This is a genomic window from Allorhizobium ampelinum S4 (assembly GCF_000016285.1).
In the GTDB taxonomy this organism is placed as follows: Bacteria; Pseudomonadota; Alphaproteobacteria; order Rhizobiales; family Rhizobiaceae; genus Allorhizobium; species Allorhizobium ampelinum.
Genome location: NC_011981.1, coordinates 514614 through 536549, shown reverse-complemented (window position 1 = coordinate 536549; position 21936 = coordinate 514614). Strand labels below are relative to the sequence as shown.

Sequence of the window (21936 nt, the reverse complement as noted above, 5' to 3'; positions counted from 1 at the left end):
AACACCATGAAAATGAAAAACATCTTCGCGGTTGCAGCCCTGACCGTGTTCGGGACTGCACCGGCTTTCGCCGCTGATCCAGTCACGCTGACCTTTTATCACACACGACTTGCCTTTATGCAGCCTATTCTGGAGGGTTTCAAGAAGGCACATCCAGAGATCACCATCAACGAGCAGGCACCAGCCGAAAACTACAGCGCCGGTGACCAAAGCGTCATTCGTGGAATGATGACGGGCTCGACGCCGGATGTCTATCTCGCCTCCTACTCCTCCATTCCTACCCTTGTCGGCGTGATGAAGGATCGGGGCGAGACAAGTTCGCTCGATCCGATGTTGGATAAGGAAGGGAAGGACTGGCAGGCGGCCAATTATGCCCCCGCCATTCTTGACCTCGCAAAAGTCGATGGTCAACAGTATGCGATGCCATTTACGGCATCCCTGCCGCTTCTCTACGTCAATAAGGATTTGGTCGAAAAGGCCGGTGGCAATGTCGATCAGTTCCCAACCACATGGGATGGCGTCATTGATCTGGCAGCCAAGATCAGCAAGCTCGGCAATGGCGTCTCGGGCATCGGTTTCTCGGTCGGTGGGCTGAGCGATGACTGGTACTGGCAGATGATGGTGATGAGCGCTGGTGACCAGATGCTCGACGCCAAAGCCACGGGTATCGGTTATGACAATAAGGCTGGGCTGGAAGCATTGCGCATCACCCAGGACCTGGCGGTCAAGACGGGCATGTCGGTTTATGCCGACCCCAAGCCTGCACAGCAGCAGTTCTTTGCCGGGAAGATCGGCATGGTGGTTGAATCGCCATCCGATCTCGTGGCTTACGAGACGGCCATCGGCGACCGCTTCACCATGCGCACCGTCCGCTTCCCGCTGATCGATGCCAAGAAGGGCGGCCTGCCTGCTGGTGGAAATGCCCTGATGGTGTTTTCCAAGGATGCGGCCAAGCGCGCAGCAGCCTGGGAGTTCGTCAAATACATGACCAGCGCTTCCGTTCAGGCCGACGTCTCAAAGGCAAGTGGCTACATGCCGGTCAACGTTCAGGCCGCCAAGGCGCTCGAGAGCTTTTATGCAGAGCATCCGAACTTCCAAACGGTCTTCAAGTCGATGAATACGGCCATGCCATGGTTTGCCTATCCGAACAACACAGCGGATGGCGTCTGGAAGGGCGTGGCACCAATCCTGGACCAATTGCAGCGAGGCAAAATCACGCCTGAGGCTGCCATGCCAAAAATCCGCGAGCATGTCGCGGGTGTGATGGCGGCAAAGTAATGCAAGTCGGGCGCACCCCTTGGTGCGCCCGACCCCGCCCTGCGGTGCTCCGCGCCTTGAGCGGCAGGTACAGATGGAAGCTTCCAAGGAAAGATAATGAAAATAGCGATATTGGCCGATCCTCACATCGGCTCTCAAAACGACGTATTCGTCGAAAACTGGAAGGCGGTTGTTAAAACCGTCAACGGCTATGAGGATGTGGAACTGGCAATTGTTCTCGGCGATCTGACGCTGGATGGTGCAAATATTGAGGCAGATCTGGCATTCGGTGCCGCACAGCTTAAGGCGATTAATGCCCCGGTTCTCGTCCTGCCGGGCAATCACGATATTGGCGATATCGCCCGCGACAGCACCCAACCCGCTGACGACGCGCGTCTGGCGGCCTGGGAGACGCATTTTGGCGCTTGGTATTGGCAGTGCGATGCCGTCGAAGGCTGGAGGCTGATCGGCCTGAACAGCCAGATTATCGGCTCAGGCCTGCCTGCCGAGGAGCAACAATGGTCTGCCCTGGAAAATATGCTGAAGGAGCGGGGTGATCGCAAACCGGTGTTGTTCCTCCACATGCCTCTGTTCCTTGAAGACTGGAACGAAGGTGACAGACCGGCCTGGGCCCTCAAGACCGAAGGTCGGTTGCGGCTGCAACGGCTGATCATGGAGCACGGCGTGTTTGCGGTGGTATCAGGACATATGCATCGCACGCTGCATCTGCAGCAGAAGAATGAGCCAGTACTGATCTGGACACCTGCTTCCAGCTTTCTGGCCCGCGACGAGTCCATGCCAAGCCAGCCGGGAAAAGAACTGCTGGGCGTGACACTGCTGGACTTCGGCAAGGATGATATCTCGGTCGAATTCATTGATATCGACGGGCTGATGAAGAGCTATATCGAAGATTACAACGGCTCGATTTATCGCTCGCCTGCGAAAACGGCCTGAGGACAAGCTATGACCTGGTTTAGTTATCACGGTGGCCATAGCGGGCAGTTCTGCGACCATGCGAAATCCACTCTTGCCGACGTGATCGAGACGGCAATCGACCGCGGCTTTACCCATTACGGGTTGAGCGAACACTGCCCGCGGTATCGGGATGAAGATCTCTATCCCGGTGAAGAAAGGTTGGGCGTCGCAGGCCTTGCGCGCCAGTTCGCCGACTATGTCGATCACGCATTCAAGCTTCGTGACGCCTATGCGGACCGGATCGAGTTGCTGATCGGTTTTGAGACCGAGAAATTGCCGCCGGATACATGGCTTGCCAAGATGGAGGCCATACGGAACGCGCATCCGTTCGACTACATTGTTGGCAGCGTCCACGATATCGAAGGTTGCTGGCTCGACTATTCCGCGCAAGCGACCGAGACCCTCAAGAGCGAGCTGGGCGGCACCGACGCGCTACAGATCGCCTATTTCCAATCGGCGACCGACATGGTGGAACGCCTTCGTCCAGATGTCGTTGCGCATCTCGATCTCGTCAGGAAGTATGAACCGGCAGGCTTTGAATTTTCCGACAAGGTTTTGCGTGAGGTGGACACCCTTCTCGAAGCGATCAAGGCCTATGGCGGCATAGTGGATGTGAATTGTGCCGCCTTCCGCAATGGCTTCGGCCCGGTTTACCCGCTGCCGCACATACTCAACCGTGCCCGCCATATGGGCATCCGCGTGACGCTGGGTGATGACAGCCACGGCGTGGACACCGTCGGCGTTGGGCTTGAGCAGTCAGTCGCCGCAATCCGAGCCGCTGGCTTTGAGAGCATTGCCTATCTGACGCGTTCCAATGGATGGCTCCAGGCGGACATAGACGATGTCGCACCCGGAAAAATCTGAGGGCGGCGCGATGCCAGCACTTCATGCGCTTGCCATCCGGCCCGCAACCCCGAATGACATCGATTTCGTCATGCGTGTCGAACGGCTCCCCGGCTATCCAGAGCGGGTGGGTACCTATTCGGTTCAGGAGCATGAAAGCCGAATGGCTGACGAAAACTACGAATACCTGATCGGCATATGTGGAGAAAAGCCCGTTGGCTTTGCGGTGTTGAGGCCGGACGACGGCATGGGAAATGTCGTGATCCGCCGTCTTGCCGTGGAGCAGTCCGGACGCGGCATGGGCAGCGTATTTGTGCAGCGTATCTGCGCCGCTGTTTTCTCAGATCCGACAATTGGTCGCCTGATTCTCGATGTCCTTCCCTCAAACACAATTGCCCGGCGCGTCTATACCAAGCTGGGTTTTGTCGAGGAGGGACTGATGCGCAGCGCGTTGCGCTACCCGGATGGCCGTCGCGCCGATTTGCTTTTGATGGCGCTTCTGCGCGACGACTGGCTCAGTGGGGCTTCGATGCTGGTTCGTTAGAGTTTATCAGGGAAAAGTGGAACCCGGTTTTCCCTGGCAAAGTCTAGGTTTCGATCCGGACTGGAATTGCTTTCGATGCGGGTGTCTTCGACATCTCGTCATGATGGTCAATGGCGATCAGCACGTTTGCTTCAGGATAATAAGTGCCGATCGTCCCTTTTGGCAGATTATGCGCGGTGACAGTCAAGCCACCGAGCGCTCGGCGAATGCCATCGCCGAAATCGCTGACGAGTGTGACAACCTGCCCAGGTTGAAGCCCAGATGTCGCGATGTCGCTTTCGCACATCAACAGGACGTCGCGGGTACCCTCTATGCCGCGGAAGCGGTCGGAGTAACCATAGATTGTCGTGTTGAACTGATCGTTTGATCGCATTGTTACGAGTCGGAAGCGGCCGTCGGCATCCTCGAAGGACAGCGCGTTCAATTGCGTGGGCGTTGTGAAGACAGCCTTCTTTTCCTCGGTTTTCCAGAGGCGCTCATGAGCTGCGTTGCCGCGATAAAACCCGCCCGGCTGGAACATGCGCGCATTATAGTCCTTGAAGTCCTCGGGATAGGTCGCTTCGATCAGGTCTCGTACGAGGCTGTAGTCACCTTGCCATTCATCCCATTTCAGTTTCGGCCTTACGGCGAGCGTCGCCTTTGCAATGCCGGCGACGATCGCCAGTTCGCTCTTCAAATGTTTGGATGCGGGAGGTCTTTTGCCGATTGATCCGGAAATATGGGAGAAGCTATCCTCGATGGATACAGCTTGATTTCCCGTGGTCTGCTCATCTATCTCTGCACGCGACAGGCAGGGAATAATATAGGCCTGCTTGCCAGGAAAAAGATGGCTTCGGTTTAGCTTGGTGGAGACGATCACGGTCAGCTCCTGGCGAGCCCAGGCGCGTTCCATCTCCGTTTGATCTGGTACCGCGCGGACAAGATTGCCTCCCAGCGAAATGAAGGCTTTGATCTTGCCAGCCATCAGCCCTTTCACCGCATCGACGATCGTCGTGCCGTCCTCGGTCGGAGGATCGAAATCGAAGAGCTCCTTCAACGTGTCCATGGGAATAAGCTTGGTCTTTTCGGCGATTCCGACGGTTCGTTGACCTTGGACATTCGAATGGCCGCGAACCGGACAGCATCCAGCCCCTTCGCGCCCGATATTGCCGCGCAAAAGCAGCAGATTGACCAGCATGGCCACGTTAATCGCGCCTTGCGAATGCTGTGTCAGGCCCATGCCGTAGACACCGATGACCCTTTCCGCGCTGATATAGATTTCACCGGCACGCCGGATCGCCGCCTCAGTCAGACCGCTTTCCCGCTCGATATCGGCCCAGCTCGTCGTTCTGACAAGGGCGATAAAACTATCGAATCCTGTCGTGTGCTCATCGATGAACGCCACATCGAGCACGCGCTTTTGTCCATTGGCCACCGCTACGTCGTCAGCTTCGATGACAACCTTGCAGAGGCCCAGTATTGCGGAAATGTCACCGCCAGCCCGAACTTGAAGATACTCGTCTGAAATCTGCGTTTCGCGTCCCGTCAGCATGTCAATCGGGCTTTGTGGATTGACGAATGATACCAGCCCCTGCTCGACAACCGGGTTGAATGTGACGATGCGCGCACCGCGCTGCTTGGCCTCCTGCAATGGGTGAAGGAAGCGCGGACTGTTCGATCCCGGGTTCTGGCCGAAAAAGAAAAATGCGTCGGCCTTCTCCAGGTCTTCCCAGACAATAGTGCCAACCGGCGAGCCGATAACCTTCTGAAGCCCGACTGACGTCGTCTCATGGCACATGTTGGAACTCTGGGGCAGGTTGTTGTTGCCGAAGACCCGCGCCAGCAGGGCGTAGAGATAGGATGCTTCAAGACCGGCATGGCCGGAAGAGTAGAAGACGACGCTCTCGCACGGCAAGGATTTCAGCGTCGTGCCGATGTCAGAGAAGGCCTTGTCCCACGTCACCTCAACATAGCGATCCGTTCCAGCGTCATAGCGAAGGGGATGCGTCAGCCGCCCGGTCTGTTCGAGGTCATAGTCTTTCCAGTTCCTGAGCTCGGCCACGGTGTGACGGTTCCAGAAATCAGGCGTACAGCGCGCGCTGGTCAGGTCCGAGATCGTTGCCTTGGCACCGTTTTCGCAGAACTCGAAGGGATGGTAGTTTGCGGGTTTTGGCCACGCGCAGGAAACGCACATAAGCCCGGCAGGCTTATTCAGGCGGTAAAGCGTTTCAAGGATTGCCGGTGAGGGTTTGTTGTCGCCCAGCATACGGGCGATCGACTTCACAGATCCCCAGCCACCAGCGGGACCTTCGGCTTCCGGGTTCTCGATAGGGTCGGCCATGGCGGGCCTTTCTTTTGATGGGAGGTTAAAGAGGAAAAAAGGCGGCTTTAAAACAGCCATGCCTCCAAATGGTTCGGCATCGATAGCTGGCTACTGGCGTGGCTCATGGAACGGACACCCATTGAACTTTGCCCTGAACTCTGCCGAGTGCTGATATGTGTCCTTGCGGACGCGGTTGATGCCGCCGAGCGGCTGATGGTCCGCGAGGCCGGTCCAGACGCTAAACCGCATCTGTTGATCGACCTTCTGAACCTTCGTATAGCTCCAACTGTCCTGGGGCATGGAGGTTACAGTGGCGACGCTGACGAACGGCGCTTCATCTTCCTTCCACTCCACGGTCGGGTCTTCGATAGGCTGCGCATCAACGTCACGACAGAGTTGCACCTGGAATTCCCATTCCCCATGAGTATCCTGCATTTCCGCCTGGACGGTCTCGCGGATTGCGTCCCCACGAACGCTGACATCGATTTCCGTTCCGGTCCGCTTCGTCAAATCGGGTGAGACTGGTTTCAGCCGGAACTTGGCGATGTAGTCACCGTAGCGGAACGGGGTAACGCTGAAATATGTCTCGCCAAGCGGATCGACATTCGGTGCGCCGCCGAGTGACTGAATGGTCGAGCTGGAAATGCCGACGGCCTCGAGGCCTTTGTTGACGGTTTGAAGCACGCTCGACAACACAGCCTTGGTACCTTCCATTTTGTCCGTCGTCCGCGCAAGAAGCTTGAGGCTGGAGAGAAACTTCTCGGGATTGGGTGCCTGGAAGACCGGGCCATTCACCATCACGAAGTCCTGCGTATCGCCGTTTGCGTCCGGCAAACGCGGCCCCTCGACACCAACGACCTTGATGGCCAAACCACGCGGAAGAGCGATAGCGTCGGGCAGGATGTCACCGGCGTTTGTGGAGAGACGCATATAGACCGGATATTCACCGGCTTTGGCGAACAGGCCCTGAGCGAGTTCGGCTGGCAAACCATCTCTGACGATCATCGTTGCTTCGAGAATTCCATGTGCCTTGGCATGCACGGAGCGCACCGCATGGCCGTAGTCTCCGGCGGTCTTTTCGAGGATGATGTCGAACTGCTTGATAAGAGCAGAGACAGTCTCCTGTTCTCCCGGTTTGACTGTTTCGAGATCGGGGGAATAACGGACAGGCGTGGCTGCTGTCATATGTCGCTCCTTTAAAAACCAAAGAACGCCACGGATGGGGGATGGTTCCAGCAATCCTGGACCTGGAAGTTTCAGTCAACGTGATCATTCGCCTCTGAAATTTCTACGGCGGGCCGCACCTTGGAGGAACCACTTCGTGCGCTAGACGCTGGGCTCGACGGCGTTTGGAGTGATACCAGAGGTCGACTTGCGTTGTTTCCCGCGCTCAATTCATCACATTTGTCGTTCTTTAATGAGCTGGAAATCATATTAAATTGATCAACTGTTTTAGCTGCAGCGGCTGAATGAGGCTGCGTTGCCATAGCCAAACTTTGTCACCACGGGAGATCTTTTGAAGACATGAATATCGTCGCGATCAAATCCCCGGATTCGCGCCTCAGTTTGCCGTGCAGTATGTCATGATCGTCTGACCATCCCATGAGGTCGAAGGACACGGTTTCGTGTGGGTCGATATTGCCGAGAAAGAAGATGTCCCTTCGCACGGCTGGTTTTCTGCCGGGAAACCAGGCTTCAAGGGCGCGATCTGCCACGGCCTGGAACTCCGCGAAATAGAAAAGTCCTGCTCCGTTGAACTCCTGCGCCGTGCTGGGGGCAAATCTGAAGGTGCGCAGCGCTTCGGCAGCATCTAAAGGAAGCCCCCAATAGGTCTGAAGCCGCCCATTGCGGATATGCGCCGCATGTTGTGCCAGAAGACTGACTTCGTACGGTCTCGTTTGCGGCCTTGGCGCTGTCACCCGTGCGATGGAGCGATTGCTCCCCTGGACTGCCCTGTGAACGAAGGCGGAAACCAATTCTATTCTTCCGACGCTCCGGCCCGCGATAGACAGGAGATGGGTCGTCGACGTCTGGGTCCTGGATACTGCCGAAATCAGGGATTGGATGGTCAATATATCATTCGCTCGCACGAGCTCGAAGCGAGCGTCTGTCAGTGACGTGGCGCAGATCGCCGCATAGACCTCCTCTCCATCGGCGGTTCCGAAATCGGCATTGTCCATGCTAAGGTCGCGCGCCAGCATCAGCCAATGGCGGTGGCCCAGCTCCTTCATCAACCAGGTTTCCGACAGGCCATGTGGCGTCAGGTGCGGCATGCCGATCAGCAGGTGAGGCTCGAGCGCGCGGTCCATGAGATCGCGGCTCGAGGGTGCATTCAATGAGCATGACGTGCGCAATGCGAGGTTCATCGCTTATCCGTTCGCCGCTTGCATTTGCGGGCGCTTGGCCTGCTCCAGCTGCCTCGCCAGATGGTCCACCACATATTCGGCATCCTTGCCGACTGAGAGGAACCGGCCGGACCCCCAGGTCCAGAGCCAGGGCAGGCCGAGGACATAGACGCCCTTGATGCCGGTGACGCCGCGGCGCTGGATCGGATAGCCGGTGCCATCGAAGATCGGTAATCCGACATAGGACCAATCAGGGGTAAAGCCCGTCGCCCAGATGACCGACGTGACGTCTTCGGCCTCAAAGTCCAGCTCGGTCGTTTCACTCTGCGGTTCCCAGAGCGCAACGTAAGGTCCACCTGCCGGTGCATGGATGCCTTTTTCCGCAATATGGCGATCAATGAGGGCATTGATGCCGTTATACACCCGGTCGGCGCTGTCGAGATTGCTCTTCAGATTGGTCTCGAACAGCATTTTTCCGGCGGAAACGCCGGTCATGCGACCATAAAGGGCCATGCCTTCCAGCGCGAATTTTCGAAGATCGATATCGCGTCCGCCATCGCGTCCGGTCAGGTAATGGTTGGTATCATGCTTCTTTTTCGCCATACCGTCATGGGCGATGGTGATGTCATATTGCCCGATATCGGCCAGCCAATCGACGACATCGCGGCCCCGGTAGAAGCGGGCGCAGCGTGGTGCATTGCCGGTGACCATATGAACCTTGCGGCCAGCAAGATGCAGGTCCTCGGCAATCTGGCAGCCGGATTGGCCGGACCCGACAACGATGACGCCGCCTGGCGGCAGTTGCGCGGGATTGCGATAATCGGCCGTATGGATCTGGGCTATGCCATCGGGAATGCGTTCTGCGGCACGCGGCACGAAGGGCTGGCTGTAGAGGCTGGTGGCGAGAATGACGCTGTCGGCGGTGATGGTGCCCGCCGTCGATTCGATCTGGAACAGCTCTCCCGTTTTCTCCAGCGCGGTCACGCTGGTGCCTTCTAAAACGGGCGCATCGACCTTTTTGACGAAGCGATCAACATAGGCGACGATCTCCTCCTTCACCATGAATCCGTGCGGATCGGCACCGTCATAGGGATGGTCGGGCAGCTGGCATTGCCAGTTTGGAGTGACCAGACAGAAGGCATCCCAGCGCTCATCCTTCCATTTGTGGGCGACAGTCTTCTTTTCGAAAACGACATGGTCGATACCGTGTTTCCTAAGGTAATGGCTGGCGGAGAGGCCGGCCTGGCCGCCTCCCACGACGACGGCGCTGTAATGCGGCTTCAGGGATCGGGTCATCGTATGTCCTTTCACAGGATAAAGGTCTCGCAGCGGACGCGGGCATCGGCGCGCTCGAGGAAGGGGAGGGCGGCGGTTTCGATGCGGGCGAGCTGGTCGTTTGCGGATGAGCAGGCAAATCCGTATTTTGCCTCGACGCGATCACTGGCGATGGTGAGCGCTTTTCGGCTGCGCTCGACAAAATCCGCCACCGGATAACTTTCACCCTCGGTGAAGAACTCGCGGATGATCAGCGAGGGTGAATAACAGGTCTCTTCCTGGCCATCGGGCCAAGTGATGACAAAGCGCATCTCAGGCATGGGCTGCCTCCTTCAAAGTTGCATAGGTGGAAAGATGTGCCTCGGCGACGCGCCGCCAAGTAAAACGGCTGGCAACCTCCAGGCCACGCGGGATGATGCGCTCGCGGATCTCAGGCACCAGCGCCAGGGCCATGGCTTCGGCGATCGAGGCAGAGTGAAGGGGATCGCACCAAAGGGCATCGTCGCCGCTGAGATAGTCGATGAAGGGTGCAATGGATGGCACGATGGCTGGAACGCCGCTGGCCATCGCCTCCAACACGACAAGACCGAATCCTTCCTTCAGCGACGGGAACACCAGCGCATCGGCAAGCCGGTAGAGGTTCGGCATATCGTCGTCAGATACGGCGCCGATAATGTGCACGGCGGCGGCATCATCGCGCAGCGCCCGCAAGTGGGACTGGAACTCCTCCTGATAATCCCGATGATCAAGCAGCGAGACCCCGCCAGCGATGACCAGTTGTGCATCCGGCTTGACCGCCCGCAACTGCCGGAAGGCATCGAGAATGCCGAGCGTGTTCTTGCGCGCTTCGATGCCGCCGATGCTGAGAAAGACGGCACCGGCATGAAGACCGATCCGGTCTCGCAGCGCCGTCTGCTCGCCGCTCCAGGCAGGGGAAAAACGCCTGTTATCGACGCCGTTGCCGACCACTTTTGCGTCCACGCCGTAGCTGTCGCGCAAGATGGCCTGCCACGCAGCGCTGACGGCAAGGAAAGCATCGGCCCGTTGGATCGAACGGTCCTGAAGGACCATCAGGCGCGGGTCTTCAAATTGATCGATATGATGGATGGTACGGACGAAACTCGGGATCAGACCACGGCTTTTCAGCGTCGCCAGCGCATTTCCCGAAATGCCGTCATGGGCATGGAAGACATCGAAGTCACGATTGTCGGCCTGTTCGAAGTGGCCGATGTAATCGGCAATCCGCTGCTCGACCAGGGCTGTCATATCCGCCAGGGCAGGTGGCACGGGAAAGCAGGCCGCGCCACAGGCGGGCGAGCGGAAGAAGCCGGTGCCCTTTGGATCGGGCGCGTGCAGGGTCACGGCATGACCGAGGGCCGTTAGCGCTTCGGAAAGCTGCATGGCATGCACGACGCCACCGCGTGGATTGGTAGAATGCGTGAGCATGGCGATGCGCAGCGGGCTGATCATGTGCAATGCTCCGCTGGCCCGAGTTGCATCAGGGGTGTTGCGGCATGGTCACGAATGACAATCCGCTTGCTGCCATTGGTGATCGCAACAGCGCTGCCGACAGAGACGGTGCCGATGATCGCAGCGGTGATGTCGCGCGTTTCGAAACGGGTCAGCACGGCAGTGACGTGTTCGGGCGGCACGGACAGCAGATAGCCGAAGCTTGGGAAGGTCGCCAACCAACGGTCAAGGCTGACGTCCTCGGGCAGGGGAATAGCCGCCACATTGATGTCGATACCGACGCCGGAGCATTCGGCCAGCATGATTGCCGTGCCGACAATGCCGCCCTGGCTGATGTCCTTGGCGGCCAGGGCGAGCCCGGCTTCGGCAATCTGCGGTAAGATCTCGAGATCGCCGCGCAGCCGCTCGGCAGGCGCGTCGGTGGCCGCTTCCCAATTGTCGAAGGGCGGGCGATAGCGGCCACGATGATCCACGGCAGCGACCAGGACGTCGCCGGGTCTTGCGTCGAAGCTTGTGAGCAGGCGCTTTGCGCGTCCGAGGATGGCGACGGACAATTGGCTCCGGTCGGTGCGGATATTGGTGTGACCGCCGACGATGGGCACGCCATAGGCCTCCGCCGCCGCCCGCATACCATCCAGCACCGGAGCCGCATCCGCTTCGCCATCGGCCCAGACAGCATCAACCACGGCGGTTGGCCTGCCGCCCATGGCGACGACGTCGGAGATGTTGACCATGACACCACACCACCCGGCAAACCAGGGGTCGGCGGCGACGAAGGCATTCATGAACCCTTCGATGGCGAAAAGCAGGTAGCCATCCCCCTCCGGCAAGGCGGCGCAGTCGTCCCCCACCGCAACAGACTTGCCTTTCACGCCGAGCCGCGCGGTGACGCTGCCGATATCGTGTTTCGCAGCGATCCCGCCGCTTGAGCGCAGCTTTTCAGCCAGTGCGTCGAGATCGATGTCCCTCCTGAAATCGGCCATCGTCATGCCGCCCGTTTGGCCAACGCCACGAAACCTGCCTCCGGTGTGGCGCAGGGCGGATACCAGCTTAGATCCGCCTTCATGCGCAGATGCGGCTTGCCGTAAATCTCGAATTCCTCGACAACATCCCAGTGCAGGCGGCGAAAGAGCAGACCGTTCTGCACCTGCACATTGGCCAGAAACGTCTGGCAGCCCATGGCATTGGCGGAGGAGACGGCAAGCCGGATCAGCGTTGCGCCCAGCGCGCCGATCTTGCGGAAATCCTCATGCACGGCAAGGCGCGACCCCCACCAGAGGCCCGGCTGTTCCTCGTGAATGCGCACCGTGCCGACCAGCCTGTCGGCGGCCACACCCAGCATGGAGAGCGCAACGATGGGGGTAGCGCGGTCATCGATCGCGTCCCGGTCGTCGCTTTCAAAAATCTGCTGTTCGCGGCAGAAGACATCCCGACGAAGGGCATGAGCCTCGCGACGCTCCCAGGTTGATGTCGCGAACTTTACCTGGAATTCGCTGGTGTGGAAGGGTGAGAAAGGTTCGATCATCATCGGGTCAGCATCCTCTCATAGGTGGAAAGGGCGGAGCAGGCACCGCATTTTCCGCAGCCAGCCTTGATATCGACGGCCTTCAGGCCACTCTCTACGAGCATTTTTGAGAGCGGGCCGAGGATCGAATGCATGAAGTCCGGTTTCGGCGCGGGATGGCTTTCCAGCGGCGTTCCCGAGATCGGCACGAAGGGCACGACGAAGGGATAGACGCCTATCGCCACCAGTCTTTCGCAGATGTCGAGGATGGCCTCGCGTGTGTCTCCAAGCCCGGCGAGCATATAGGTGGAGACCTGTCCGCGCCCGAATACCTCGACCGCAGCCTTGAAGGAGGCCATGTATTTTTCGATGCCGACTTGCGCCTTGCCCGGCATGATGCGGGCGCGGATTTCCGGCGTCACGACTTCGAGATGCATGCCCAGCGCATCCACACCAGCGTCTTTCATCCGTGAAAACCAGATGTCATCTTCCGGTGGCTCGCACTGTGCTTGAATGGGAATGTTGACGGCAGCCTTGATGGCGCGGGCGCTTTCGGCAAGCACCGCGGCTCCCCGGTCGTCGCCTTTCGGTGTGCCTGTGGTCATAACCATATGCTTGACGCCGTCCAGTTCCACGGCGGCCTTGGCGACTTCAGCGAGCTGCTCCGGCGTCTTGTGGGCAACAGTGCGGCCAGCCGCCAGCGATTGGCCGATGGCGCAGAACTGACAGGTTTTCGTCCGGCTCTGGTAGCGGATACAGGTCTGTAGGACGGTTGTCGCCAAGACGTCGCGACCGTGAAGCACGGCAATCTGCGAATAGGGAATGCCGTCCGCCGTCGAGCGCTCGTAAAAGCGTGGACGCAAGGGGAAGGAGACTTCCCCGATGACATGGCCGTCGCGACTGATGCGGCTGTTGCCAGCGTCGTCAGGTTTTTCGACAAGGTAAGGACTCTCGAATGCGGGTGCCGTGTGTACCGGCACCATCACCGTCATGCCGTCGATGGTCAGAGCCTTGTGATCGGAAGGGCCTGCACCACCGCGACGGCTTTCGTGGCCTGCTTTCGGGTCAACGAGCCTCGCGCCGAACGACTGCAATTCGTTGATCAGCGTTTCCGTCGAAAGCTGGGGTCTGGTATCCATCGGTATTGCTCCCTGTCGGTGCGGTTTCGAGGAAAGGATGGGCGGCCACCATCGGATGTGCCGGGCGGTCGTCGATGACGAGATGCAGAAGTTCCGGTCGCGCATAGTGGCCCACAGAATCCATCATCCGCTTGCGTTTCAGGATCAGGCTCATGTCCAGGTCGGCAATGAGGATGCCTTCGCCCTCGGTAATCGGGGGTGCCAGGTGCTTGCCTTCCGGCGAAATGATCGCCGTCATGCAGCCGCCGCGCAGTGCCTTTTGCAGGCCTTCCTCAGGGGTGATCGACCGGATCTGCTCGTCGGTCAGCCAGCCGGTGGCGTTGACGACGAAACAGCCGCTTTCCAGCGCATGATGGCGGATCGTTACTTCCATCTGGTCGGCAAAGATCGGTCCGACCATGGAGCCGGGGAATTGCGCGACGTGGATTTCCTCATGCTGGGCCATCAGCGCATAGCGGGCGAGGGGATTGTAGTGCTCCCAGCAGGCCAGCGCGCCGATACGGCCGATTTTGCTATCGACCACCTTGAGGCCGGAGGCGTCGCCCTGGCCCCAGATCATCCGCTCATGGAAGGTCGGCGTGATCTTGCGCCGGTTGAGCACAAGCTCTCCATCCGCATCAAAAACCAGTTGTGTATTATAAAGCGTGCCATGATCCCGTTCGTTGATGCCGAGTGCGACGACGATGCCGTGCTCGCGTGCCGCTGCCGCCACGGCCTCGGTCGTGACACTCGGAATGGTGACAGCCTCGTCGTAGAGCCGGAGATGTTCGCGGCCAGACAGAACCGGTGGCAGGACGAAGGAAAAATAGGGATACCAGGGAACGAAGGTTTCTGGAAAGACGATGAGCTCCGCGCCCTTGCCAGCCGCCTCGCGGATTGTTTCCAGCACGCGGGCAAGCGTTTTGTCGCGTGAGGTGAGATCCGGCGCGATCTGTGCGGCGGCAGCCCGAACGGTCCTGCTTTTCTCCATGACGAATTCCTTGGATTGGGGTGAAGGAGGCGGGGCTGGCCCCGCCTTCCGGGCGCGCTGATCAGAGCGCGGGGATAAGTCAGAGCGTCCAGGTGTCCAGAATGACAGCCCCGGCACGACGGTGGATCAGCATCAGGTCCAGCACATCCAGCGGGCTGATGGGCGTGATGCCGGGGATCAACGCAGGCTCGCCATGGCCGTAGAGCGCCTGGAGGGCAAAACGGCACGCATAAACCTTGCCGCCTTCTTCCAGAAAACCCTTGATCTGGTTGTTGAAGTTCAAATGCCCCGGGAAAGCCTCCGAGCCGAGCTTGGGGAAGCCCCGCTGGATACCCAGGGTGACGCCGGGACCATAGAGCAATATGGACGTGTCATAGCCCTTGCGCTTGAGGCGTTTGGCCTGAAGCAGATTGACGAGGCCGATAGAGCCTTCAAAAGCAACGGTGTGGAAGGTGATGAGGGCTTTTTCGCCTTCATTGGCCTGGATGTCTTCAAAAACTTTTTCTTCGTAGTCAACGAAGAAGTCCCCATCAGCGTGGGCCGGTGCAGTGATTGCGGGCATGAATGGCTCCTGTTTAGAGGTCGGCCCACCTGACGGGCCACTCCCATTCAATTGCAAAGCCTATGCCAGATGAGGTTTTGCCTATTATCAAATCAAAATCGAGAAATTTGCAGTCAATATTACAGTCAATATAAGCGAAGAACGAAACGTAGTGCCAATATCAAGGCAATTTTGTGCTGTGCTCATAGGCATGACGAGCAACTTTGAGTGCAGTCAATGTGCGATCAATGAGCCTTGTCTGATGCGTGAATGCTTCTTTTTGGTGAAAATCGATTTTCAAGAGTGACAGGCAAAGAAAGCAACAATATACAGTCAATGTTCAATATTGATGAGTTCTCATGAAAACCTGGACTCCCGACCTTTCCCGCAGCGACGGCCCGCGTTATCTGGCGATCGCCGACGTTATCGAGATGGATTTGAAAAGCGGCAGGCTTCTGGTGGGCGACAGGTTGCCGCCGCAAAGAGACCTTGCCAAACGGCTGGCCATCGATTTTACGACTGTTGCGCGCGGTTATGTCGAGGCGCAAAAGCGTGGACTTGTGGCGACCCATGTCGGGCGCGGAACCTTCGTGACTGGCGGTCCTGAAAAGGAACGGCGCGGCTTCGTATCGGAGGCAGCACTGGATGCCCGACGCATGTCGGTGGTCGATTTTTCGATGAATATGCCGCCGGAGCCTGATGATCCAGATCTTCTGGCGCGCATGCAGGAGGGGCTGTCCGCCGTCGCGACCAATATGATCCCGCTCCTGCGCTATCAGGGATTCGGCGGAGCTGGCATGGACAAGGAGGCCGCCGCATCATGGCTCAGTCGCCGTGGCCTTGTTCCTTCCCAGGAGCGTATCTTCGTGACACCCGGCGCCCATCCGGCCCTTCTGGCGATTTTCGGGCTTCTGGCAAAACCGGGCGAAATGGTGCTCTCCGAGAATATCACCTATCCCGGCATGCGCTCGATTGCAGCCCAGCTCCGCCTCAATCTGACAGGCCTGCCGATGGATGCGGACGGCATTATCCCCGGCGCATTCGCCGAAATCTGTGAAACCGCCAAGCCAAAGGCGCTGTATCTCAATCCGACGCTTCAGAACCCGATGACCCTCACCATACCCGAAAAGCGACGGGAGGAAATTTGCGCGGTTGCCCGCAAATATCATGTTCCAATCGTCGAGGATGATGCCTATGGGTTCATCCCGCTTCATAGCCCGGCACCGCTTGCCGCGATGGCGCCGGATCTCACCTGGCATATTGGCGGATTGGCGAAATGCATCGGTGCGGGCCTGCGGCTTGCCTATGTTGTCGTTCCCGACACCAAGGCAGCGTGGCCCTTTGCCAGCGCCATGCGGGCGGCAAGCGTCATGGCCTCGCCGCTTTCAGCCGCTCTTGCCACCCGCTGGATCGAGGATGGCACAGCCGACAGTATCCTGCGCTTTATCCGCACCGAGGCCGCCGCACGCCAGGCGCTCGTTGCCGAAGTGCTACCGGCGGGCAGCTATCAAAGCGACCCCATCAGCTTCAACATCTGGCTACCCTTGACGAATGGATGGACGCGCTCAACCTTCGGCACGCACATGCGGGCATCCGGCATTGGCGTCGTCGCAAGTGATGCCTTCACTGTCGATGGCGTGGCCGAGGAAGCCGTTCGGGTTTGCCTCGGCGGCCCCATACGCCGGGAGACCCTCAAGGGTGCGCTGGAATTCATGGGCCACGCCCTGGAGGGTTCTCCCCAAATGGCTGGTACCTTCTTCTGAAAATCGCGCCCAAGAAAGTCGCACTTACGTAAGCCGCGGCAACCGGAATGCTGTTTCGAGCGATTTCATAACAATCACGACTATTTGCACTACCAAATCACAAAACGGCCTTATGTATTCTGGATCACTGTCCAACATGTTTGAGAGCCGATAAGTCGTTATCGGGCTTGCATAGCAAGGGAAACGCAGTTGACCACCCTCGTCGATTTTGCTCCCGGCAATCCAGGAATTCAAGCGCGTTGGACGTCGAGCGCAAAGAGTGGTTTGGGTACTGCGCTTTCCGCCCGGTCTCCCGTCTGGTTCACGTTGAGCCATGGGGTGCTGAATGAGGTCTATTATCCCAGAGTGGACAGCGCCTGTATTCGAGATCTTGGGTTGCTCGTTATTGGTCCTGAAGGATATTTTTCCGAGGAAAAGCGCGATTGCACCACAACGACCCATCAGGTCGAAAGCGGCGTACTGGCGTTTCATGTCGTCAACATGTCACGAGATGGCCGCTACCGGATCGAAAAGCAGATCATTTCCGATCCTGCTCGCGCAACCGTTCTCCAGCGCATCACGTTCATGCCTTTGGTCGGTAACATATCCGATTACAAGGTCTATGCGCTGCTTGCGCCTCATCTTGTCAACGCCGGGATGGATAATTCCGCATGGATCGGTGAGCAGGATGATACCACGCTTCTTTTCGCAAGCGGCCGATCACGCTATCTTGCGCTTGGATCATCACTTCCTTGGGCCGAGCGATCTGCTGGCTTTGCCGGGCAGTCCGATGGCTATACCCAATTGCTGCAAAACGGCAGTCTCGATCCCCAATATCAGCGTGCCGACGATGGCAATACCGCGCTGACGGGGCAAATCCCGTTCACGGAAAGTGCCAACACCGCAATTCTGGCCCTTAGCTTTGGCCAGTCGGAAACGGAAGCGGGCGCAAAGGCACTCGCCAGTCTGCGCGATGGGTTCGAGGCCGCATTCGGCATGTATTGCGCGAACTGGCGCGGCTGGCAAAAGGGCCTCTACGATCTGGACCGCGAGACCGCAAAGCCCATCAATATGTACCGCGTCTCGACTGCCGTGCTTGCAGCCCATCGCGCTGCTGATCGGCGTGGTGCCGTTGTTGCCAGCCTGTCCATTCCTTGGGGGGCGAGCAAGGGGGATGATGATCTGGGTGGCTATCACCTTGTCTGGCCTCGCGATCTCGTGGAAAGCGCGGGCGGCTTTCTGGCTGCTGGCGACTGGAAGGAAGCAATCGAAATCCTGGAATATCTGCGCGAGGTTCAGTTGGCGTCCGGTCGTTGGCCGCAGAATCTCTGGCTGGATGGCAAGCCCTATTGGCTCGGGGTGCAGATGGATGAATGCGCTTTTCCTATTCTGCTGGCCGATCTCCTGTATCGAAATGGACATCTGCCGGAAACGCTGCTGACCCGATTCCTTCCGATGATCCGCAAGGCGGCTGGCTACATCATCGCAAATGGGCCTGCCACCAGCCAGGACCGCTGGGAAGAAGATGGCGGTTATAGCCCGTTCACCCTGGCCGTCGAGATCGCCGCATTGCTGGCCGGCGCAGACATTCTGGACCGTGTTGGAGAGCCTGATGTGGCCCAGCATTTGCGCGAAACCGCCGACTGCTGGAATGAGCAGATTGAAAACTGGACTTATACCAGCGATTCCACCCTTTGCGATGCCGTCGGCGTGGGAGGCTATTATGTCCGTATCGGGGGTCTCGATGTCACTGACGTGGCGACGGGCAGCCAAGGACAGACCATTATCCGCAACCGGGCAGCCGATACGTCGATATTGCCGACCCGTGACGTTATCAGCCCAGACGCCCTGGCGCTTGTTCGCTTTGGGTTGCGGGCCGCTGATGATCCGAGGATACTCGACACGATAAAGGTTATCGACCATCAATTGAAGATCGATCTGCCGCAAGGTCCGCTCTGGTATCGCTACACGGGTGACGGCTATGGCGAACATCCTGATGGCAGCCCGTTCGATGGCATCGGGCAGGGGCGTCCGTGGCCATTGCTGGCGGGAGAGCGCGCGCATTACGAGCTGGCGGCTGGACATCGCGACGTGGCCGAACGGCTTCTGGAGACGCTTGAGGCTTCGGCTGGGACAGAGGGTCTTCTTCCCGAACAGAGCTGGGACGGAGCCGATCTCCCCGAACGCGAGTTGTTCCTGGGCCGCCCGTCAGGCAGTGCCATGCCACTCGTCTGGGCGCATGCGGAATACATCAAGCTGTTGCGTTCGCTGAACGATGGCACGGTTTTTGACATGCCGCCGCAGACCGTTGAGCGCTATGTAAAAGATCAGACGCCATCAACCCTGCGCATCTGGCGTTTCAACAATCAGATTTCCACCATACCCCACGGCAAGACATTGCGGCTGGAACTGGACGCATCGGCCATGGTGCATTGGAGCGCCACGGGCTGGCACGAGGTGGCGGACACCAGGACACGCGAAACCGGTCTCGGGACCCATGTTGTCGATATCGACCTGGCGGACGGCGCGATCGGCCAGGAACTGGTGTTCACCTTCTTCTGGGAGGAGGCGGATCTCTGGGAAAATGCCAATTTCAAAGTTCAGATCATAGCTTAACGTTTGACGGAGATAGACATGCAATTGGGAATGGTCGGCCTCGGTCGTATGGGCGCGAACATGGTGCGGCGTCTGATAAAGGCGGGGCATGAATGCGTTGTCTATGACGTCAATCCGCAAAACGTTGCTTCTCTTGAGGCCGAAGGCGCTGTCGGCGCGGCGAGCTACGCCGATTTTCTCGCCAAATTGGCGACGCCCCGTGCTGTCTGGCTGATGCTGCCAGCCGCTATCACGGGAAAGGTAGCCCGCGACCTGGCTGGCGAAATGACGAGCGGCGATATTCTGATCGATGGCGGAAACTCCTATTACCGCGACGCGGTCGATCTCGGAACTGAGCTTGGTTCTCAAGGTATTTCCTTCGTTGACGTCGGGACCAGTGGCGGGGTCTGGGGGATCGATCGTGGCTATAGCCTGATGATCGGCGGTGAGAAGAAAGCCGCGCAGCATCTCGACCCCATCTTTGCGGCGCTTGCTCCCGGAAAAGACGGCGCAGGGGCCACGGGCGGCACGGCCGACGCGGGAACGGAAGGCTACCTGCACTGCGGTCCGCCCGGTGCCGGTCACTTCGTCAAGATGGTGCATAATGGTATCGAATATGGAATCATGGCCGCCTATGCCGAAGGGCTGAACATCCTGAAGGCTGCTGATGCAGGCAGCGAGGCGCGTGACGCCGATGCCGAAACCGCGCCATTGCGGGATCCGCAATACTACCGTTTCAATCTTGATCTGGTGGCTGTGACAGAAGTCTGGCGCCATGGCAGTGTCATTGGCTCCTGGTTGCTTGATCTCACGGCATCCGCGTTGAAGCAGGATCCGCAATTGTCAAACTATGGTGGTCGCGTGTCGGATTCAGGCGAAGGCCGTTGGACATTGCAGGCGGCGGTCGAGACTGGAGTACCGGCTCCGGTCCTGTCTTCTGCCTTGTTCGGACGCTTCACCTCGCGCGACAACGATGAGTTTGCCAACAAGCTGCTCTCGGCCATGCGGCACGCCTTTGGCGGTCATGTGGAGAAGCCGGAGAGCACGTCATGATGCAAGGCAGATCCGATGCACTCGTCGTGTTCGGCGTGACCGGTGATCTCGCCTATAAGATGATCCTCCCGTCACTTTACCAGATGGTGAGGCGAGGCCAGTTGAACGAGCCTGTCATCGGTGTGGCGCTCGACGACTGGGATATTGACCGCCTGGCAGCCCGCGCTCACGATGGCATCAGCAAGCAGTTCGGCACGGTTGACGAGGCCGTTTTTGCCAGGCTGAAGGGATTGCTGCGCTATGTCAGTGGCGATTACAAAAGCCCGGCCACCTTCGATCGGCTGCGCGAGGCGCTTGGCCCCGCAACGCACCCGCTTTACTATCTGGCCATCCCGCCTTCGCTTTTCGAGACAGTCATCAAGGCATCGAAGGCGGCTGGCCTTGCTGAGAACGCCCGGCTGATGGTGGAAAAGCCCTTCGGGCGGGATCTTGCCTCCGCCCAGGCACTCGATAGTGTCTTGCACTCCGTGTTCGAGGAGGACGCGGTGTTCCGCATCGACCATTTCCTGGGCAAGGAAGCGGTGCAGAACTTGATCTATTTCCGCTTTGCCAACGCTTTTCTGGAACCGGTGTGGAACCGCACCCACGTCGAAAGCGTGCAGATCACCATGGCTGAGGATTTTGGAATTGCTGGCCGTGGCAAGTTCTATGACGAGGTTGGATGCATTCGTGACGTCATCCAGAACCACCTGATCAATATTCTCCTGCTGTTGACGATTGAACCGCCTGTCAACAACGGTTCTGATGAACTTAGTGACGAAAAGGTCCAGGTTCTCCGGGCCATTCGCCCGCTCTCGACGCATGACCTCGTCAGGGGACAGTTCCAGGGCTATCACGACGAACCGGGTGTTGCGCCCGGCTCACCTGTCGAGACATTTGCCGCCGTGCGCCTGTTCGTGGATACGTGGCGATGGAAGGATGTGCCCTTTTTTATCAGAGCCGGCAAGCACCTGCCGGTCCGTGCGACAGAAGTTGTCGTGCGGTTTCGCCGCCCGCCCGTTGCTCTTTTCGACGAAGTTACCGCAGCCGAAGCCAATTATTTGCGGTTCCGTGTTGGACCGCAGGTGGCAATCGGCATCGGTACGCGCCGTAAAGCGCCGGGCGAGGGGATGGTCGGTGAATGTGTCGAACTTGGTGCGCTTGATGATACGACCGACGACATGATGCCCTACGAGCGGTTGATCGGCGATGCCCTGAACGGCAGGCGCCAGCTCTTCACCCGGCAGGACGCGGCTGAGCTGGCCTGGCGCGTGGTGGATCCTGTGCTTGATCTGAGGGAACAGCCAGACGTCTATCTGCCTGGCACCTGGGGGCCTGCGGATGCCATGAAAGATTTCGCCCCTCCCGGTGGCTGGGTCGATCCGCAACCATAAGGAAGACA

At 58.7% G+C, this 21936-nt stretch carries 19 protein-coding genes; 8 read left to right on the top strand and 11 right to left on the bottom strand.

What is annotated here, in order from left to right; all coding sequences use genetic code 11:
• Positions 1-6: 6 nt before the first annotated feature.
• From AVI_RS28060 to AVI_RS29400, 4 genes are all read left to right on the top strand, one after another.
• Complete coding sequence (locus AVI_RS28060; protein ID WP_041699875.1) at positions 7-1278, top strand: ABC transporter substrate-binding protein; 1272 nt, start codon at positions 7-9, stop codon at positions 1276-1278.
• A gap of 96 nt (positions 1279-1374) precedes the next feature.
• Positions 1375-2211 (top strand): metallophosphoesterase family protein, encoded by an 837-nt coding sequence (locus AVI_RS28055; protein WP_015918633.1) that lies wholly within the window; start codon positions 1375-1377, stop codon positions 2209-2211.
• Positions 2212-2220: 9 nt separating this feature from the next.
• Positions 2221-3096 (top strand): histidinol-phosphatase, encoded by an 876-nt coding sequence (locus tag AVI_RS28050; RefSeq protein ID WP_015918632.1) that lies wholly within the window; start codon positions 2221-2223, stop codon positions 3094-3096.
• Entirely contained in the window at positions 3074-3619 is a 546-nt protein-coding gene (locus tag AVI_RS29400; RefSeq protein WP_139192485.1) for a GNAT family N-acetyltransferase, read from the top strand. Before AVI_RS28050 ends, AVI_RS29400 begins: the two co-directional genes overlap by 23 nt.
• A gap of 43 nt (positions 3620-3662) precedes the next feature.
• On the opposite strand, the gene AVI_RS28040 is transcribed toward AVI_RS29400, so the two are convergent.
• The 11 genes from AVI_RS28040 to AVI_RS27990 all read right to left on the bottom strand — a co-directional run bounded on the left by AVI_RS28040 (position 3663) and on the right by AVI_RS27990 (position 15186).
• On the bottom strand, positions 3663-5939 hold the full coding sequence (locus AVI_RS28040; protein WP_041699873.1) for an FdhF/YdeP family oxidoreductase: 2277 nt from the start codon (positions 5937-5939) through the stop codon (positions 3663-3665).
• A 90-nt stretch (positions 5940-6029) separates the two neighbouring features.
• Positions 6030-7106: a catalase family protein gene (locus AVI_RS28035; protein ID WP_015918629.1), complete on the bottom strand. Its 1077-nt coding sequence runs from the start codon at positions 7104-7106 to the stop codon at positions 6030-6032.
• A 314-nt stretch (positions 7107-7420) separates the two neighbouring features.
• On the bottom strand, positions 7421-8287 hold the full coding sequence (locus AVI_RS28030) for a Pnap_2097 family protein (RefSeq protein ID WP_041699870.1): 867 nt from the start codon (positions 8285-8287) through the stop codon (positions 7421-7423).
• A gap of 3 nt (positions 8288-8290) precedes the next feature.
• Positions 8291-9562, bottom strand: a complete 1272-nt coding sequence (locus AVI_RS28025) for an MSMEG_0569 family flavin-dependent oxidoreductase (protein WP_015918627.1) — start codon at positions 9560-9562, stop codon at positions 8291-8293.
• Positions 9563-9573: 11 nt separating this feature from the next.
• Positions 9574-9861, bottom strand: coding sequence for an MSMEG_0570 family nitrogen starvation response protein (locus AVI_RS28020; protein ID WP_041699865.1), 288 nt, complete (start codon positions 9859-9861; stop codon positions 9574-9576).
• Entirely contained in the window at positions 9854-11011 is a 1158-nt protein-coding gene (locus AVI_RS28015; protein ID WP_041699861.1) for an MSMEG_0565 family glycosyltransferase, read from the bottom strand. Before AVI_RS28015 ends, AVI_RS28020 begins: the two co-directional genes overlap by 8 nt.
• Positions 11008-11994 (bottom strand): sll0787 family AIR synthase-like protein, encoded by a 987-nt coding sequence (locus AVI_RS28010; RefSeq protein WP_015918624.1) that lies wholly within the window; start codon positions 11992-11994, stop codon positions 11008-11010. Before AVI_RS28010 ends, AVI_RS28015 begins: the two co-directional genes overlap by 4 nt.
• A gap of 2 nt (positions 11995-11996) precedes the next feature.
• Positions 11997-12539 carry an MSMEG_0567/Sll0786 family nitrogen starvation N-acetyltransferase gene (locus AVI_RS28005; RefSeq protein ID WP_015918623.1) on the bottom strand — a complete coding sequence of 181 codons (543 nt, stop codon included), beginning with the start codon at positions 12537-12539 and terminating at the stop codon, positions 11997-11999.
• Complete coding sequence (locus AVI_RS28000) at positions 12536-13654, bottom strand: MSMEG_0568 family radical SAM protein (protein WP_041699858.1); 1119 nt, start codon at positions 13652-13654, stop codon at positions 12536-12538. The genes AVI_RS28005 and AVI_RS28000 overlap by 4 nt, the downstream gene beginning before the upstream one ends.
• A complete protein-coding gene (locus tag AVI_RS27995) occupies positions 13581-14624 on the bottom strand; it encodes a Nit6803 family nitrilase (protein WP_015918621.1) in 1044 nt (347 codons plus the stop codon). Before AVI_RS27995 ends, AVI_RS28000 begins: the two co-directional genes overlap by 74 nt.
• Positions 14625-14703: 79 nt before the next feature.
• Entirely contained in the window at positions 14704-15186 is a 483-nt protein-coding gene (locus AVI_RS27990; protein ID WP_015918620.1) for an MSMEG_0572/Sll0783 family nitrogen starvation response protein, read from the bottom strand.
• Between the two features lie 338 nt (positions 15187-15524).
• Between AVI_RS27990 and AVI_RS27985 the strand changes: the two genes are divergently transcribed.
• From AVI_RS27985 to zwf, 4 genes are all read left to right on the top strand, one after another.
• On the top strand, positions 15525-16928 hold the full coding sequence (locus tag AVI_RS27985) for an aminotransferase-like domain-containing protein (RefSeq protein WP_015918619.1): 1404 nt from the start codon (positions 15525-15527) through the stop codon (positions 16926-16928).
• A gap of 189 nt (positions 16929-17117) precedes the next feature.
• Positions 17118-19523: a glucan 1,4-alpha-glucosidase gene (locus AVI_RS27980; protein ID WP_015918618.1), complete on the top strand. Its 2406-nt coding sequence runs from the start codon at positions 17118-17120 to the stop codon at positions 19521-19523.
• Between the two features lie 18 nt (positions 19524-19541).
• Positions 19542-20555, top strand: coding sequence for a phosphogluconate dehydrogenase (NAD(+)-dependent, decarboxylating) (gnd, locus tag AVI_RS27975; protein WP_015918617.1), 1014 nt, complete (start codon positions 19542-19544; stop codon positions 20553-20555).
• Positions 20552-21928 carry a glucose-6-phosphate dehydrogenase gene (gene zwf, locus AVI_RS27970; RefSeq protein ID WP_015918616.1) on the top strand — a complete coding sequence of 459 codons (1377 nt, stop codon included), beginning with the start codon at positions 20552-20554 and terminating at the stop codon, positions 21926-21928. The genes gnd and zwf overlap by 4 nt, the downstream gene beginning before the upstream one ends.
• Positions 21929-21936 lie beyond the last annotated feature (8 nt).

Bases quoted from the DNA above. Each gene is read 5' to 3' on its own strand.
- AVI_RS28060 (WP_041699875.1), top strand. From the start codon at position 7: ATGAAAATGAAAAACATCTTCGCGGTTGCAGCCCTGACCGTGTTCGGG.
- AVI_RS28055 (WP_015918633.1), top strand. From the start codon at position 1,375: ATGAAAATAGCGATATTGGCCGATCCTCACATCGGCTCTCAAAACGAC.
- AVI_RS28050 (WP_015918632.1), top strand. From the start codon at position 2,221: ATGACCTGGTTTAGTTATCACGGTGGCCATAGCGGGCAGTTCTGCGAC.
- AVI_RS29400 (WP_139192485.1), top strand. From the start codon at position 3,074: ATGTCGCACCCGGAAAAATCTGAGGGCGGCGCGATGCCAGCACTTCAT.
- AVI_RS28040 (WP_041699873.1), bottom strand. From the start codon at position 5,939: ATGGCCGACCCTATCGAGAACCCGGAAGCCGAAGGTCCCGCTGGTGGC.
- AVI_RS28035 (WP_015918629.1), bottom strand. From the start codon at position 7,106: ATGACAGCAGCCACGCCTGTCCGTTATTCCCCCGATCTCGAAACAGTC.
- AVI_RS28030 (WP_041699870.1), bottom strand. From the start codon at position 8,287: ATGAACCTCGCATTGCGCACGTCATGCTCATTGAATGCACCCTCGAGC.
- AVI_RS28025 (WP_015918627.1), bottom strand. From the start codon at position 9,562: ATGACCCGATCCCTGAAGCCGCATTACAGCGCCGTCGTCGTGGGAGGC.
- AVI_RS28020 (WP_041699865.1), bottom strand. From the start codon at position 9,861: ATGCCTGAGATGCGCTTTGTCATCACTTGGCCCGATGGCCAGGAAGAG.
- AVI_RS28015 (WP_041699861.1), bottom strand. From the start codon at position 11,011: ATGATCAGCCCGCTGCGCATCGCCATGCTCACGCATTCTACCAATCCA.
- AVI_RS28010 (WP_015918624.1), bottom strand. From the start codon at position 11,994: ATGGCCGATTTCAGGAGGGACATCGATCTCGACGCACTGGCTGAAAAG.
- AVI_RS28005 (WP_015918623.1), bottom strand. From the start codon at position 12,539: ATGATGATCGAACCTTTCTCACCCTTCCACACCAGCGAATTCCAGGTA.
- AVI_RS28000 (WP_041699858.1), bottom strand. From the start codon at position 13,654: ATGGATACCAGACCCCAGCTTTCGACGGAAACGCTGATCAACGAATTG.
- AVI_RS27995 (WP_015918621.1), bottom strand. From the start codon at position 14,624: ATGGAGAAAAGCAGGACCGTTCGGGCTGCCGCCGCACAGATCGCGCCG.
- AVI_RS27990 (WP_015918620.1), bottom strand. From the start codon at position 15,186: ATGCCCGCAATCACTGCACCGGCCCACGCTGATGGGGACTTCTTCGTT.
- AVI_RS27985 (WP_015918619.1), top strand. From the start codon at position 15,525: ATGAAAACCTGGACTCCCGACCTTTCCCGCAGCGACGGCCCGCGTTAT.
- gnd (WP_015918617.1), top strand. From the start codon at position 19,542: ATGCAATTGGGAATGGTCGGCCTCGGTCGTATGGGCGCGAACATGGTG.
- zwf (WP_015918616.1), top strand. From the start codon at position 20,552: ATGATGCAAGGCAGATCCGATGCACTCGTCGTGTTCGGCGTGACCGGT.